Source organism: Halocola ammonii (genome assembly GCF_049334165.1).
GTDB lineage: Bacteria > Bacteroidota > Bacteroidia > Flavobacteriales_D > Sanyastnellaceae > JBEGHD01.
Genome location: NZ_JBEGHD010000004.1, coordinates 135,575 through 150,379, shown reverse-complemented (window position 1 = coordinate 150,379; position 14,805 = coordinate 135,575). Strand labels below are relative to the sequence as shown.

Annotated in this window: 13 protein-coding genes; 4 read left to right on the top strand and 9 right to left on the bottom strand. The window is 44.4% G+C overall.

The genetic code is table 11. The features are described 5' to 3' along the window. The first annotated feature begins 84 nt into the window (after positions 1 to 84). On the top strand, positions 85 to 2,493 hold the full coding sequence (locus ABHV44_RS05695; RefSeq protein ID WP_459073700.1) for a TonB-dependent receptor domain-containing protein: 2,409 nt from the start codon (positions 85 to 87) through the stop codon (positions 2,491 to 2,493). Here ABHV44_RS05695 and msrA read toward each other — a convergent pair. From msrA to hflK, 5 genes are all read right to left on the bottom strand, one after another. Next, positions 2,490 to 3,044, bottom strand: coding sequence for a peptide-methionine (S)-S-oxide reductase MsrA (gene msrA, locus ABHV44_RS05690; RefSeq protein ID WP_459073699.1), 555 nt, complete (start codon positions 3,042 to 3,044; stop codon positions 2,490 to 2,492). The genes ABHV44_RS05695 and msrA overlap by 4 nt on opposite strands. A gap of 53 nt (positions 3,045 to 3,097) precedes the next feature. Continuing rightward, the gene (locus ABHV44_RS05685) at positions 3,098 to 3,934 is read right to left on the bottom strand and encodes an alpha/beta hydrolase (RefSeq protein ID WP_459073698.1); all 837 of its coding nucleotides are present in this window, start codon (positions 3,932 to 3,934) and stop codon (positions 3,098 to 3,100) included. Between the two features lie 83 nt (positions 3,935 to 4,017). After that, a complete protein-coding gene (locus tag ABHV44_RS05680; protein ID WP_459073697.1) occupies positions 4,018 to 6,060 on the bottom strand; it encodes an FAD-dependent oxidoreductase in 2,043 nt (680 codons plus the stop codon). A gap of 27 nt (positions 6,061 to 6,087) precedes the next feature. Next, positions 6,088 to 7,032, bottom strand: a complete 945-nt coding sequence (gene hflC, locus ABHV44_RS05675) for a protease modulator HflC (protein ID WP_459073696.1) — start codon at positions 7,030 to 7,032, stop codon at positions 6,088 to 6,090. A gap of 3 nt (positions 7,033 to 7,035) precedes the next feature. Then, positions 7,036 to 8,019, bottom strand: a complete 984-nt coding sequence (hflK, locus tag ABHV44_RS05670) for an FtsH protease activity modulator HflK (protein WP_459073695.1) — start codon at positions 8,017 to 8,019, stop codon at positions 7,036 to 7,038. 891 nt (positions 8,020 to 8,910) lie between these two features. On the opposite strand from hflK, the gene ABHV44_RS05665 reads away from it, so the two are divergent. After that, positions 8,911 to 9,183 carry an RNA recognition motif domain-containing protein gene (locus ABHV44_RS05665; RefSeq protein WP_459073694.1) on the top strand — a complete coding sequence of 91 codons (273 nt, stop codon included), beginning with the start codon at positions 8,911 to 8,913 and terminating at the stop codon, positions 9,181 to 9,183. A gap of 50 nt (positions 9,184 to 9,233) precedes the next feature. Here the strand turns inward: ABHV44_RS05665 and ABHV44_RS05660 are convergent, their stop codons facing one another. Beyond that, positions 9,234 to 10,115, bottom strand: a complete 882-nt coding sequence (locus ABHV44_RS05660; protein ID WP_459073693.1) for an RluA family pseudouridine synthase — start codon at positions 10,113 to 10,115, stop codon at positions 9,234 to 9,236. Positions 10,116 to 10,201: 86 nt separating this feature from the next. Between ABHV44_RS05660 and ABHV44_RS05655 the strand changes: the two genes are divergently transcribed. Then, positions 10,202 to 10,519, top strand: coding sequence for a DUF3817 domain-containing protein (locus ABHV44_RS05655; RefSeq protein ID WP_459073692.1), 318 nt, complete (start codon positions 10,202 to 10,204; stop codon positions 10,517 to 10,519). Positions 10,520 to 10,595: 76 nt separating this feature from the next. Continuing rightward, on the top strand, positions 10,596 to 11,546 hold the full coding sequence (locus ABHV44_RS05650; RefSeq protein ID WP_459073691.1) for an aldo/keto reductase: 951 nt from the start codon (positions 10,596 to 10,598) through the stop codon (positions 11,544 to 11,546). 52 nt (positions 11,547 to 11,598) lie between these two features. Here the strand turns inward: ABHV44_RS05650 and ABHV44_RS05645 are convergent, their stop codons facing one another. Genes ABHV44_RS05645 through ABHV44_RS05635 form a run of 3 tightly spaced genes read right to left on the bottom strand, consistent with a single transcriptional unit; the run spans position 11,599 to position 14,741 of the window. Further along, the gene (locus tag ABHV44_RS05645; protein ID WP_459073690.1) at positions 11,599 to 11,991 is read right to left on the bottom strand and encodes an acyl-CoA thioesterase; all 393 of its coding nucleotides are present in this window, start codon (positions 11,989 to 11,991) and stop codon (positions 11,599 to 11,601) included. Positions 11,992 to 12,042: 51 nt separating this feature from the next. Further along, positions 12,043 to 13,359 (bottom strand): ABC transporter permease, encoded by a 1,317-nt coding sequence (locus ABHV44_RS05640; RefSeq protein WP_459073689.1) that lies wholly within the window; start codon positions 13,357 to 13,359, stop codon positions 12,043 to 12,045. Then, positions 13,356 to 14,741, bottom strand: coding sequence for a DoxX family protein (locus tag ABHV44_RS05635; RefSeq protein WP_459073688.1), 1,386 nt, complete (start codon positions 14,739 to 14,741; stop codon positions 13,356 to 13,358). Before ABHV44_RS05635 ends, ABHV44_RS05640 begins: the two co-directional genes overlap by 4 nt. Positions 14,742 to 14,805 lie beyond the last annotated feature (64 nt).

The following is a 14,805-nucleotide window of genomic DNA, read 5'->3' as shown; positions in this document are numbered from 1 at the left end:
CATATCGACAGATCTTTAGTTTCTTTGTAGCCTTGTAAATCGAAAATTTGATTTCTACAGGCCAATAACCTAATGTTAGATCTCGTGAAGAAAGTTGTTTCCCTCATCACTTTATTTTTTCTTTTGGTAACTGCCAACATTGCTCTGGCACAATCCAACCCAACTGTTGAGGGTAAGGTGAAAGACGAAAATGGAGCACCCATCCCCTACGCTACCGTTGCCCTTTATTCACAGTCGGATTCTACACTCGTTCAGGGAGCAGCTACAGATGTGAACGGTGAATTCAAGGTTCAAGCGCAACCTGCAGTTTATTACTTGCAGATATCTTTTTTGTCTTACCAGAAGAAGACTATTTCAGACATAAATTTAAACTCTGGCGATCGTGATCTAGGTGAGATAAAACTCACTCCCGGCTCGGTCGCACTTGAAGAAGCTGTTGTTGAAACCGAGCGTAGCCAAATGGAACTCAAGCTCGACAAGCGCGTTTTTACAGTTGGTCAAGATTTAAGTAATCAGGGCGGAAGCGCATCCGAGGTTCTCGACAACGTGCCTTCGGTAACGGTTGATGTCGAAGGAAACATTAGTTTACGAGGGAGCAACAATGTGCAAATCCTGATCGATGGTAAGCCTTCGGGAATGGTCGGATCAGATCCGGCAGAAGCCCTGCGTCAGATTCCTGGAGATTTGATCGAAAGAGTTGAAGTCATTACCAACCCATCAGCGCGCTATCAGGCAGAGGGCGAAGTCGGGATCATCAACATCATTCTAAAAAAAGATGAACGAAAAGGCTTGAATGGTACCTTCACGGGAACGGCTGGCTATCCAGAGAATTTTGGCGCCAGCTTCAACCTGAATTTCCGAAGAGAAAAGATAAACTGGTTTGCTCAGTACGGCATTCGCTACCGCGACCTTCCCGGAGGTGGAAATCGCTTCAGAGAAGTGAATGCACCAGACACCGCCTATATTTTCAGAAGCGAAGAAGAACGTTCTCGTGGAGGTATTTCACACAACTTTAGAGCAGGTGCCGATTTCTATCTTAAAAACGACAATTCTATCACGATCTCGGGATTGTATCAGCATGAAAACGGGCTGAACACCGAGGTCAATACGTATCGTGATTTCGATATTGACGGAAACTTTCTTGGAGAAGAAGCCCGCGATCAGGAAGAAATTGAGATCGAAAATACGGTTGAAGCTGCTTTCAACCACAAGAAGAAGTTCGATGGTGATGACGATCACACCTGGGAAACGATCATCAACTTTTACAACGAAGAGGACACAGAAGATTCCGATCTCACAGAAACCTCAGACGATGCCAACGTGCCACCTCTGGAGCAGGATGCTTACAACACTGAAAACGAGCAGAACTTTCTGTTTCAGTCCGACTACATTCGTCCGATTGGTGAAGAAGGAAAGTTTGAAACCGGTATGAGGATTAGCAATAGGATTATTGAAAACGACTACAGTGTGAGAATCCGGGAGCAAGGTGGTGAATGGATGACTGTGGACACGTTGGATAATAATTTTCGCTACGATGAGACCATCTATGCGGGATACATGATGTACGGAAATGCCCTGAACAAATTCAATTACCAGTTCGGTGTGCGGTCAGAGTATTCGGTAATTGGAACAGAACTAATCAAGTCTGCCGAGGAAAACGACCGCGATTACATCAACTTTTTCCCCAGCATTCACCTGGGCTATGAGTTCAATGAACAACACACCATGCAACTCACTTACAGCCGTAGGCTGAGTCGTCCTCGTTTTCGATCGTTGCTCCCATTCTCCAACTTCAGCGATGACAGAGATTTTTATCGGGGAAATCCCGATCTAAACCCTGAATTCACCGATTCTTACGAAGCGGGATATTTGTATTTCGGTGAAAAAGGATCTTTTCTTTCGAGCGTTTATTACCGCCACAGAACTGGCGTGATTGAGCGAATTGCCGTGCAGACAGAAAACGGAAACAACACACGATTCCCGGTGAATCTTTCTGTGCAAGACGCCTATGGACTCGAATTTAACTTCTCCTACCAACCCGTGGAATGGTACAGCGTGAATTCCGATTTCAACTTTTACAGAGCCATCACCGTTGGGGAATACAACGGACAATCTTACAATGCTGACACTTACACGTGGTATGCGAGAATGAACAACAAGTTTAGCATCGACACCAAGACAGATGCTCAGATCTCTGCGAGGTATCGTGCTCCAAGAGAAACCACTCAGGGACGAGTGAAAGCCCTCTACTCCATTGATTTGTCTATAGCGCGCGATGTGCTTGATGGAAAAGGAACACTTGCGTTCAATGTGAGGGACGTGCTGAACTCCAGAAGGTGGAGACAGGTGTTGGACCAGCCTACATTCTACGAGGAATCAGAGTTCCAGTGGAGAGCTCGTCAATTCATCCTCACATTCACTTACCGATTGAATCAAAAGAAAATGAGAGGACCTCAGGAAGGCGGCCCGGACGGCTATGAAGGCGATAATTAATTTGCCAACTTTGCTCTGAACTTTTCCTTGAACTTCTCAACCTTAGGCCTTATCACCATCTGGCAGTACGGCTGTTCTCCATGCTCGTTGAAGTAATTTTGATGACCTCCTTCTGCTTCGTAGAAAGTATCAAAGGCAGTGATCTCCGTAACTATTGGATCGCTCCAGTCACCACTTTCATTAGCTGCCGCCTTTGACTTTTCAGCAATTTCCTTTTGCTCATCCGAGTGGTAAAAAATTGCGGACCTGTATTGCGTGCCAACATCTCCTCCCTGACGGTTTAGAGTTGTGGGGTCGTGAGTTGCAAAAAACACTTCGAGAATTTCAGCGAAGGAAATTACTGAAGGATCAAAGTGAACCTGCACGACCTCAGCGTGGCCAGTTCTTCCGGTACAAACCTCCCGGTAGGCCGGATTTTTCACATGACCTCCACTGTATCCAGAAAGGACTTTCTCCACCCCTTCGAGTCGTTGAAAAACAGCTTCTACACACCAAAAGCACCCTGCTCCGAGAGTAGCTTTTTCCAAGTTCTTATCTCCGTTGTTGCTCATAATTTTCTCAGTGATTTTTGTCCGAAATGTAGGTTGAAAACAGCTTGATTGGCTCAATGTTTTTCCAAGTCTTTCACAAAAGTCCCCACCTTTTTCAAAGCATCTTTTGCCTCGGGCATAAAATTGGGAAAAGCGTGCCAGGCATGGAAAAGTTTATCATAAAAATCGGTTGTAACAGGCATTCCTGCTGTTCTCAATTTCTCTGCGAAAAGCCGACTATCGTCAAAAAGCAGTTCGTTTTTAGTTGCCTGAATGAGAACTGGTGGAAATGAATCCGGCTCGGCCAAATAAGGGGAAAGCAGTGGGTTGCTCCGATCCTGGTCATCGCAGTAGCGATCTGCGTAACTGCCAAGATCCTCAGCATCGAAAACTGATTCTTTCTTGTAGTTTTTGCTCAGCGAAGCAGAATCCTCACGCAAGTCGAGCCAGGCAGAAAGCAGCACAAGTCCATCAGGTCCTTCCCCTCCTTTTGTTTTGAGTAAATGACAAAGAGCTGCCGCCAGGTTGCCACCTGAAGAGTCGCCTCCAACAATTACTTTCAGTCCAGGATGTTTCTTTCGGATCTCCTGATAAACCAGCTCGCACTCTGCAAGGGCTGTCGGAAACTTATGCTCTGGAGAAAGACTGTAAGCCGGCCCGTAAACAATTGAATCGCCATATTTGGCTAGATGGGCCATCAGGTTGGCATGTGTTTTAGGCGAGCAAAGCGAAAAACCTCCCCCGTGAATGTAGAGGAAAGCAGCTTCAGGATCTTCCTCTCCCCAATTTGTGATGAGTGTCTTGGTGTCGGCAATTTCTTCATACCGCTGTCTGGTCTCCGATGGCGGTTGGTTGAAAGGACTGAAAAACTCAATGGTCTTTCGGAGTATGGAGACTTCAGGGTTCGTCATTTTCCGAAGCGGTCTGGTTATTCGGTAATATAACATTACCAGGAGATATTGCCAACTTGCCAGAATCATAAAGGGATATTAAATCAGAATTTATGGGCTAACTCAAACCCATCGCGAATGGCTTTCTGAGCATCTAGTTCACGCGCCTCGAGTGCTCCTCCTATCAAATGTGCAGAATGGCCTTTTTGTTTCAATTTTTCGAAAAGGGTATTCTCAGAAAGTTGACCAGCACAAACCACAACGTGATCTACTTCAAGGCACTCGTCTTTACCATCAACACGAATGTGCAATCCGGAGTCGTCAATTTTTTGGTACTCGACTCCAACGATGTTTTTCACGCCCGCTTTTCTAAGCGAAACGCGATGAATCCAGCCAGTGGTTTTACCCAGGTTCTTTCCCGGTTTCGAGGTTTTTCGCTGCAGCAGAAAAATTTCTCTCGGAGATTCTACAGGAATTTGTTTTGTAGTGCTAATGCCCCCAGGATGACTGATGCTGTTGTCGATCCCCCAGGTCTTCAGAAACTCTTCGACTGTCGGCTGAACTGCTTCGACTTTGGCGTGGTCTTCCGTAAGGTACTCACAAACATCGAAGCCAATTCCTCCCGCGCCAATCACCGCTACTTTCTTTCCAGCTGTTACTCCACCACTTAGCAAGTCCTGGTAGCTGACGACTTTAGAGTGATTTTCGCCTTCAATTCCGGTTTTCCTGGGAATCACACCTGAAGAGACCACAACTTCGTCAAACTCGCCACTGGCGATCAATTCATCATCAACTCTGGTGTTCAGTTTCAAGTCAATACCCAGGTTCGCAATTCTATTTCTGTAGTAGCGTAGCGTCTCGTAAAACTCTTCTTTACCCGGGATGACCTTGGCGTAGTTAAACTGACCGCCTATTTCATCGGAAGCTTCAAAAAGTGTGACATCATGCCCGAGCTCTGCCGCACTTACAGCGCAGGACAGACCTGCTGGACCAGCACCTACTACAGCAATGTTTTTTACTTTTTCAGCTCTTTCTTTTTCGAATTCTGTCTCACGACAAGCTCTTGGATTCACCAGACAGGACGCAACCTTCTTTTCAAAAATATGATCGAGGCAAGCCTGGTTGCAGCCGATGCATGTGTTGATAGACTCTGACTTTCCTTCTTCAGCTTTTTTCACGAAGGCTGAATCCGCCAAAAACGGACGAGCCATGGAAACCATGTCTGCTTTACCCGCTGAAAGAATTTCTTCAGCTATTTCGGGAGTGTTGATCCTGTTGGTTGTGACAAGCGGAAGATTTACTTCCTGTTTTAATTTTTGGGTCACCCACGAATACGCTCCTCGCGGCACCATGGTCGCGATAGTTGGAACACGTGCTTCGTGCCATCCAATCCCTGTGTTGATGATGTTAACACCGAGTTTCTCAACTTCTTTTGCCAGCTGCACCACCTCTTGCCAGGTGCTACCGTCCGGCACCAAATCGAGCATGCTGAGTCGATAAATCAAAATAAAATCATCTCCGACTTCTGCTCGAACCGCTTTGATAATCTCGAGTGGAAAACGCATTCTGTTTTCGTAGCTGCCTCCCCACTTGTCAGTTCGCTGATTGGTGCGTTTTACCAGAAATTCATTGATCAGATAGCCTTCCGAACCCATGATTTCAACTCCATCGTAGCCCGCTTTTCGGGCCAACCTGGCGCATCGTGCAAAGTGCCGAATGGTTCTTTGAATTCCTCTCTCGCTTAAGGCATTTGGCTTAAACTTAGAAATCGGAGCCTGAATAGCTGAAGGAGCCACATTGAAAGGATGATAGGCATACCGGCCGGCATGAAGAATTTGAAGGCAGATTTTCCCTCCCTCTCCATGCACTGCTTCAGTGATTTTACGGTGTTTCTTTACACCGCGATTTGTTGTTAACTTACCTGAAAATGGCGAAACCCAACCTCGCCAGTCAGGGGCGAAACCTCCAGTAACAATCAGCCCAACTCCATTTTTTGCCCTTTCAGCATAAAACCTGGCCATTTTCGAGAAGCCATCTTTGCTCTCCTCGAGACCGGTGTGCATCGATCCCATCAACACACGGTTTTTCAACTTCGTAAAACCGAGGTCGAGTGACTCAAACAATTTTGGAAAGTGCGGATTCGACATGACTTAACTACCTGATATAAAGTGATTTTAATTGTCGCTTTTCAGATATTTATACAACTCCGAGTCCGTAGATAAAATGATCGAAGTTTGATTGTCAAATGTTTTCTCGAAGGTTTCCATCGATTTCAAAAAACTGTAGAGTTCGCGAGAACGAGCGTTTTTATCGTAAGCACTTGCATAGATGGCAGCTGCTTCAGCATCTGCTCTACCCTTGATCTCTTCAGCTTCGCGATAAGCTTCAGATTGAATTGTTTTAAGCTCGCGCTCTTTCTCACCATTAATTTTTGAAGCCTCTCCCTGCCCTTCAGATCTGAACTTATCGGCAATTCGGAAACGCTCACTTTTCATTCGCTCGTACACTTGCTTTCTTACTTCCTCTATATAGTTGATTCTTTTGAAACGGAAATCGAGGACTTCGATGCCAAGCTCTTGCGTGCGCTTGTTTGCCGACTCCTGAATCATTCTTTGAATTCTCTCTCTTCCTACTTCAATTCTAACCAGAGAATCTTCAATCAACTCAGAGATCTCACCAGACTCTTCGGGTTCCCTGTTGCTGGTACGAATGGCTTCCTCCAAATTGTGGTTGGCCACATTGTCGCGAGTTTCTCCATCGAGAATATCATCCAATCTTGACTGAGCGCCTCGCTCGTTGTTGAGTCGCTTGTAAAACTGAAGCGGATCAGTGATTTGCCAACGGGCGTAGCTATCGACAAAAATGTACTTTTTCTCTTTTGTAGGAACTTGATTGGCATCACCATCCCATTCCAAATAGCGCTTATCGAAGTAGTTTGCTTTCTGAATGAATGGCACTTTGAATTTTACTCCAGGAGTCGTGATGGGATCTCCTACCGGCTTTCCAAATTGAGTAATGACAACCTGCTCATATTCATTCACGACAAAAGCACCTTGAAAAAGCACTATGAGGAATAAAATGGAAGCGACAATTATGATTATGATCTTTTTGACGTTCATGGCTTAGTTAGATTTTTTGATATTCTCCATCTGCATTTGCAATAGCGGCAGCACATTGCTACCTTCTTCATCGGTGATGATTTTATTACCGAGAAGCGGTATTACATCGCCCATAGTTTCCAGATAAATCCTTTTCCTGGTTACTTCAGGAGCTTTCACATACTCAGTGTACAAATCATTGAAGCGAGAGACTTCACCCTCAGCGCTGTTCACTCGTTCTGTGGCGTAACCTTCGGCTTTTTGAATGGTTTCCTGAGCCTGACCTTTGGCCTTTGGAATCACCTTGTTGTATTCTGATTTGGCCTGGTTGATCAGCGTTTCTCGCTCCTGCTGTGCCTCGTTCACCGCGTTGAAAGCTGCTTTCACAGGGTCTGGTGGATTTACATCTTGCAATACGACTTGCTCAATGTGCAAGCCGAGTGAATATTCTTTGGCAACATCCTGAATGAGTTGCTGTACTTTTACGGCAATCTCGGCACGCCCAACTGTAATGACTTCATTTACGGTACGGTTTCCCACAACCTGGCGCATTGCCGCTTCAGAGACATCGCGAAGAGTAGTTTCTGGGTTGCGAACCTTAAAAAGGTACAGGTAAGGATCCGTGATTCTGTATTGAACGACCCACTCGACATCGGCAAGGTTTAGATCACCGGTGAGCATTAAAGATTCTACTCTGTATCCAGATTTCTGATAGGTAGACTGAACACCAGCACTTGTTGTTCTGAAGCCAAACTCCTGCTTTTGCTGACGCTCTACAGGAACTTTGTAAACGTGGTCTATGAAAGGAGCTTTTACGTGTAATCCGGGTTCAACGGATTTTACATAAGCTCCAAAGCGTGTAATCACTCCCACCTCTTCAGTATTTACCTTGAAAAAGGATCCAAAAGCGAGAATAACGACTACAATAGCGAGAATGATCACTCTCAAATTCCGCATGATTTTCCGCAGAATTTCCTGACCCTGGTCCTGGGGATTATTTATGTCCATTGGATTGTTTGGTTTAGATGTTTTCTAATTGAAATCTTTAGTTGGCAAGTTAGTAATAATGCACCGATTTTTGAGCTTTAGAAAAAGTGGGGAAAATGCGCCCGCTAAGGTTTACCGCTCAGCTATCTCTGCATGATTCACACAAACAATTCGTGTTAGTTTTTAAAAGTAAAAACCCCGATAAATCTCGATTTTTTCAATTGCTTCTTCTCCAGACTCCGTTTAGTAATTCAAGAGGACTCGGAAAACAACTCCTTGCCTGACAGCGTGCCACATCGTAATATTCGGATTATGAAACACTTACTCGCTGTGTTTCAGAGTGCTGTGGATAAAAAGCATCAAAAAATGAGTTTCATCCACGCTTATGGAGGGTAGCGACACTAAGTGTGAAGCGTATCAGATTGATTATCTGAGAGATAAAAAAGTCTAATCGATTTGGATATTGAATTGCCTATGAAGAATCATAACCCCTTAAATCAAAGGAAATGTCTAAGAACAAAGAATCACAGAAAAGAGAAGTGAAAACGCCTAAGGCTACTACTCAACAAAAGACACCAGCTGCAAGAAAACAGCCTGTGAAGAAATAAAAGAGCTGAAAAGTAGAATAAATGAGGTCTGCACGTCAAAGTCGCAGGCCTCATTTCTTTTGGAAAAATAGACGAAGTCAAAATAATAGATTAACAGGGAGTTAAGAAAGTAGGTGTGCTTCAAAATTGTTTGATGATGTCGTTTGCACATCAATTATTTGAGTACATTTGTCTTGTATTAGAATTTAGGTTTTTTGGAAAACGTACTATCACCTTAGATTTTCGCTCTCCTTCTTCCACTTCCGATACAGCCGGAATAAAAAAGTGTATCCGGTTTTTATTTTAATTATTTCAATTTTTTATTATGAACATTTTTGTTGCCAGACTTGATTATGGCGTTACTTCACAAGATCTAGAAGATCTTTTCAGCGATTACGGATCAGTTTCTTCCGCTAAAGTTATTATGGACAGAGACACCGGAAAATCTAAAGGATTCGGCTTTGTAGAAATGGATGACGATGATGCTGCTCGTTCAGCGATCAACGAACTCAATGACTACGAAGTAAAAGGTAGAAACATTGTTGTGAAACAAGCAGAGGACAGAAGAGAAAAAAGACCATCAAGGTCTAATTGGTAAAATAAGAATTGCCGGTAACCCCGGTATTTGAATCTTTTATTAAGCGCTCATCATTGTGATGGGCGCTTTTTTTGTGTCCGCATAAATCGCTCAAACTTTTTTGGTGGATTGGCGTCCAGATGAAGTCGCTCGCCAGTTTCAGGATGATTAAAACTTATCGATTCAGCGAAAAGGAGCAAACCTCTTCCAGATTTTTCACCTCCAAATCTCTGGTCACCCAGGATGGGCATTCCTGCACCGGCCAGATGTACCCTAATTTGATTCTTCCTTCCAGTTTGCGGAAAACAATGTAGCTCTGTGAGCACACCATGCTTGTGGCTCGTCACCTGACGCAACTTCTTAAATCCGGTAAATGCTTGTCTGTCATCAACCTTTGATTCGATTTCAAAGTAGTCTTCAGTTTCTCCATGAACTATTGCTCTGTAAGTCTTTTTAACGGTGCGGTCTTCGAACTGGGCACCCAAATTTGAAGCTGCTTTGATCGTCTTTACTATTACCAAAATGCCGCTCGTCTGCCTGTCGAGTCGGTGGACCGGCCTCGGGCGACTGTAGCGATCACGCTGACTGCTGATCTTAAGGTTGCTTTGAAGTGCATTAGCAACTGTTCTGAGCATGTTTCCACTGACAGGTAGGTCACCAGGCTTGAGGATTGCGGCCAAATAATCGTCCTCAAAAAGTACTTCTAGCTCCTTGTCGTAAACTGTCTTTTCAGAAGAATTGGCCACCACCGTTATTTCATCTCCCGGCTGCACCCAGTAGCCAGTAGTGGAAAGCTTCTCGTTTACCAGCATCTGATCGCGTTTTATCGCTTTCACGATACTTTTTCGCGAGGGCAAACTCTCAAAAACTCCTCTGGCATACTCACTCAAACGGTCAACCCTGGCGTCCGCTGGGACGATGTGTCTCTCGATGATTTCGGTGGTTAGGTCCATGGTCGAAAGTTACGCAATCAATTACTGATAAATAGATGACGGATGAGCGACCTGCGTCATTAACTTTGCCGAAAAATTAAACGGTTTTGACAAATTCTAAACTCATTTCGGCTCTCCGATGGTCGGCTCTTTTCGAGGGGATTTCGCTTCTGCTCCTATTCTTTATCGCCATGCCACTTAAGTACGGTTTAGAACAGCCGCTCATGGTAGAAGTTGTGGGAATGGCGCACGGAGTACTCTTCATTCTCTACTGCGTTCTGCTCGCTGTCGTCAGCGTAAAAATGAAATGGATGGGAGTGCCAGCCATTGTTTCTTTCTTTGCATCGTTCGTTCCGTTTGGCACTTTTTACGTAGACAAAAAGTATTTTAAATCGCTAGCTGAAAGAGCCAATTCCCTTAAGTAAGTAATTCTTCCTTTTAGAGAACAATTTGTGATTTCAGTCCTTTATAAATGGTATGGAAGCACAAACGAAATCTAGAATGAAGACTTTAAAGTTCGATAACGGAGACCTTATGCCAGCCTTGGGGTTGGGAACCTGGAAAAGCAAACCGGGAGAGGTAAAAGACGCTGTTTACACGGCCATCAAAACAGGATTTAGGCACATCGACTGCGCTGCCATTTACGGCAACGAAAAGGAAGTCGGTGAGGGAATTGCAAAAGCCATTTCTGAAGGCCTTGTTGATAGAAAAGATCTTTGGGTAACCTCCAAACTCTGGAACTCAGAGCATAAAATTGGCGATGTAGTTCCAGCACTGGAAAAAACACTGTCCGACCTGCAGTTGAATTATCTCGACTTGTATTTGGTTCACTGGCCTGTTGCCATGAAGCCTGGTGTAACTTTCCCGGAGAAACCTGAAGATTTTTTGAGTTTGGAAGAAGCTCCACTGGAAAAAACCTGGGAAGGAATGGAAGGCGCTAAGAAACTTGGACTCGCCAAGCATATCGGAGTGTCGAATTTCAACATCAAGAATTTGAGACATATTATAGCTCATGGAAAAGTGAAGCCTGAGATGAACCAGGTAGAGCTTCACCCTTATCTACAGCAGGAGGAGCTTTTCACGTTCTGTCACAAAGAAGGAATCTTTATGACGGGCTACTCGCCTCTGGGCTCCACAGATCGTTCTGAAAAAATGAAAAAAGACGATGAACCAATTCTTTGGGAAAATGACCTCATTAAGGAAATGGCCAAAAAGTACGATTGCACTCCTCAGCAGTTTTTGATTGCGTGGTCGCTCAATCGCGGAAACGCGGTGATTCCAAAATCAGTGAACCCCGATCATATCAAAAGTAATTTTGATGCGAAGGATATTAAAATTGATCACGAAGACATGGTGAAAATGACTGAGCTCGACAGAGGATACCGATTTGTTGACGGTCATTTTTGGACGATGGAAGGAAATCCTTACAACCTAGATGATTTGTGGGATTAAGAGTCTCGAATAAACCAATTAGAGAAAGCCTGGAATTTATTTCCGGGCTTTTTTATTTGCCTTCGAGTCGATCCTTCACGTATTCAATTTCAGTTTTTCCATGCGGACAGGCTTTTCCATCCTCATCAAGATTAACCATCACAATCGAATTGATCTGAATGATTTCTTTGCGTGTCACCTTGTTTCTCACTTCGCAGCGCAGAGTTAGAGATGACTTTCCAAACTTGACCACTTCCAGACCGATCTCTACGATATCACCTTGTTCGGCAGAACTGATAAAGTTGATCTCCGACATGTATTTGGTCACCACTCGTTTGTTCTCCAGCTGAATGATGGTGTACAAGGCGGCTTCCTCGTCTATCCAGGCTAGTAGCTTGCCGCCAAATAAAGTTCCGTTAGGATTCAGGTCTTCGGGCTTCACCCATTTTCTTGTGTGAAAATTCATTAATTAATTTTTTCGTTGTTCAAATTTCAAACAATCAACCTGCATTTTAGATCACTCTGAATTGCCGATTCTCACTCGAGGATCGATGACTCCGTAAAGGATGTCGACCAGAATGTTGAGCAACACAAAGATTGAAGCAATAACGATTACAGATCCCATCACAACCGGAAGGTCTTCCTTTTGAAGCGAGGTGAAAATCTCGAGACCAAGCCCTTTCCAGCCGAAAACAAACTCCACAAATACGGCTCCTGCAAGAAGCGAAGCAAACCAGCCCGAAACGGCTGTGATCACAGGGTTCAAAGCGTTTTTCAACGCGTGCTTCAAAACCACTTTCCACTCCGACAAACCTTTTGCTCTGGCGGTCCGGATGTAGTCCATAGACATCACTTCAAGCATTGAGGATCTTGTGAGTTGTACGACTACTCCCAATGGGCGGATTCCGAGTGTTAGAGCGGGAAGTATCAAGTTCTTTGGCGTAAGATATTCTCCCCGCCATACATCTACGCTGTAGAGACTGCCGGTCATTTCCAGACCCGTACCGGGGAAGGTAAGCATGGCATCTGTCAAAGGCAAATTGGTATTGAAGATCATCTCAAACAATTCCCCCACCAACCACACTCCCATGCCCAATAGAAAACCCAAAACAGCATACTTCGAGATAGAAGGAATTGAATCCACTCCCTCCAAGCGCATGGCTCTGCTCTTTTTGATCGCTCCAACAATTATTCCTGCCAAAAGCAATAGTAGCGGCCACATGGGAAGCACAGTGGCTTCATGCCAAACCAATCCGCCAATAAAAGCTATGATAATCGCCATGAAAAATGATGGTCCAGACATTCCGAAAACAGAAATTACAAGAGCAATTTTATCGAAGTAGGTATCTTTCTTTAGCGCGGCTAAAACACCAATAATCAACCCTAAAAAAAGCCCGATGAAAATTGCAGAAACTGCCAGTATCATAGTTCCTGGCAATGCTTCACTGATGATTGCACTAACGCTACGGTTCGACTTGTAAGATTTTCTTAGATACGGTGCCTTCAAAACTAGCGATCGCTCATCACCCACCGAAAACAACTCAGTAGCGCTGTACTTTTCGCTGTCGAGAAAGATGCGGCTTTCGCTGTTTACCGTGTTGAGAATGGAAACTGGAGAGATGTCATTTAAATAAAGAAGATAGCGTTTACCAAGCGGTAGATCAAGTCCAAGATTGTGCCTGATCTGCTCAAGCACTTCTTCCGAATCGTTTTGCCCAGCAATAACTCTAACCGGATCTCCCGGAGAGCTGTTAAAAATGAAGAACACCACAGACACCACCCCGAAAAGCACGAGGATGCCATAGAATAATTTTCTGGTGATGTAAGCTATCAATCTGGATCGACTTCTTTGTAGTACTGATTTTGTTTGATCTGTTCCAGGGTGGGCGTGTCGTTGTTATGCCACTTCCGAATCACCTTGCCGTCTTTCAAAAGCATTATTCCAGGGTTGGCTCGAATCATTGTTTTTAATACGATCCCATCACCAACTAAAAACTCAAAAGCCAGGTCGTGGTCGTGTCTAAACTGTTCAGTGGTCTCGTAATTAGATGAAGTGAGACCATAAATTTTATGTCCTTCGGCCTGCACATCTTCCGCCAGTTGAGCGATCTCTTCGATTTCTCCAGTATCGGCATTCTCTATATCGTAAGCCACAACTAGAAAGATATACTCCTCTCCATTGATAAGCTCCTCAGTCATAGGAGATCCATCCCGGGTCGTAATTTCAAAATCACTGATTGGAGGTGTATAACCTTCTTCAAAGGTTACTGTTGGGCCTTCCCATGACTTGTTTTCGTAAGTGCTTTTAAACCACTCCTCCTTGTAAATCTCCAAATAATCGTTTGAGAGAACGATAGTGTCTTCACCCGTTTTGGTATTTGTGAATGTGTACTCCACAGCATAAACTGGCGGTTCTTTGCCTAGCTCCTCTGCAGATTTCATTTGTTCTCTAATGTTCTTTCCCTCAGCATAAGGGCGATAGTCTTTGATTGGCAGATGAGCTAAAGTGTAGTATTGGAAAATGCCACAAACGAGGATAACTGAAATTGCCATAAACCACTCGTTGTTTTTGTTGCCTTTTAGTCTGCGCTTCACCGTAATGGCTAACCCAAGTGCGATAGCTGTAAATAAAACAGGGAAAAGCCAGTCGAGCAGCGCCATGCTGAAAATAGCAATAAGCAAAAGGCTGAAGGCCACGATGACCATATCCTCGCCAGACTTGTTGAGTCTCACTTTGCCTGCAAAAGTTCCAATGAAAATAATGACGATGAGCACCAGGAGAATGACATCTTTAGTGAAAGATTCCCAGGGCGTTAGTGGAATAGCATTTCCAAAACAACCACACTCCAAAACACACTCGGGAGATTCTGTGACCTCTACTCCATCTCTCACCACTGTGATTTGCTCATGAGGATCGCAAGTGGCGGTGTAGAACGTGAGCCACGTGAAAAACAAGATCATGAGCAGAAGAAGGACCGAAGTGAGTTTAGCTTTTGCTCCGAGCAACACCGCGACTCCGAGTAAAATTTCAGCTACACAAATAACAATTGCCAACTCGAGGGCCCAGGGTTCGAAGAACGGCATATCGAGCGCCTTTGGACTAAAGTACTCTTCCAGTTTGTAGGAAAAACCAAGTGCATCGTTCGCCTTGATCAGGCCCGAAACGATAAAAAGAGATCCGACTAAAATTCGGGCTATGGTCACGATTGTTTTCATGGCTCTAGAGGTTTTAAAAAGTTGTGGCTAAAATAAGGTCAGAGTGTGCTGTTTAGACATTCAT